The organism is Pseudoalteromonas sp. APC 3694, from assembly GCF_030407565.1.
Classification (GTDB): domain Bacteria; phylum Pseudomonadota; class Gammaproteobacteria; order Enterobacterales; family Alteromonadaceae; genus Pseudoalteromonas; species Pseudoalteromonas tetraodonis.
Genome location: NZ_JASDDE010000133.1, coordinates 1 through 883, shown reverse-complemented (window position 1 = coordinate 883; position 883 = coordinate 1). Strand labels below are relative to the sequence as shown.

Sequence of the window (883 nt, the reverse complement as noted above, 5' to 3'; positions counted from 1 at the left end):
ATTTAAGTGTTCACGATAAAACCGGAATCGGTGTTCACCATCACCGGAATACGCAGGCGCTATATGGCGTATGTCTTACCTTGCTAAAGCCAGAGGGAAGGGCTATAAACCAATACAAACTAAAAACCACGGCTCAAGTAGGGTTAAGCCTAAGCTTTAAGGAATGTATACAATACAAAGCAATTAAACACTTTATATCTAACTTTGTTTGCTGTCAGGTTATCAAACATTGTCAAAAATTGATTTTTAAATGGCTCTATTTATTTTAAGAGCTTAGCGAATGGATTTGTTTTTGCACTGATGAAATCTAAATTATCCTAGTCTTTATACCTGATAAAACCTCAACTGTATGAGCCGTTAATACTTAGTAAAACTTAGTTTGATAAGCCTAACAAAACCTTACAAAACCTATCATTTTAGGCTCATAAAAAGACAGTACCAAATATACACTTTACAGCTGTTTTACGGAGAGATATGCACGTGTATTCATTAAGCTCTAAACGAGCTAAAATTCTAAGCCCTGTAAGTTTTATCTGTCATGGCTTTTGGGCTTTATCTTACACGGGTTTTCGGAAGTCAGTTTAGTAGGCTCATAGTGTTGTAATATAGGCTTTATACTCAGCTTAGTTTATAAACCTGACTTTTAAATCAGTAAAGCTTAGGGTTATTGGTATTGTCTTATATTGCATATGAACTTAACCAGATCACTTTTACTCGAACCATTAATAATTTTAGTCCAATTTCTAGGTTTATCCTTAGAGCTGAAAAAGTATTCAGGGTTTGTTTCAGTGTATCCAAGTGATCTATATGTGCTGTCTTTGCAATTAATTGCGTATTCTCATGACTTTGATCACCGATTCTCACCAGCTTTGATCGCTTGATT

General features: G+C 34.8%; 2 protein-coding genes. One reads left to right on the top strand and one right to left on the bottom strand.

The annotated features are described in order from the left end of the window. Nucleotides 1-269 (top strand): hypothetical protein (locus QMA00_RS18855; protein WP_290158517.1); only part of this gene is annotated, 269 nt, incomplete at its 5' end. Nucleotides 270-678: 409 nt separating this feature from the next. Here QMA00_RS18855 and QMA00_RS18850 read toward each other — a convergent pair. Further along, nucleotides 679-883 (bottom strand): hypothetical protein (locus QMA00_RS18850; RefSeq protein WP_290158514.1); only part of this gene is annotated, 205 nt, incomplete at its 5' end.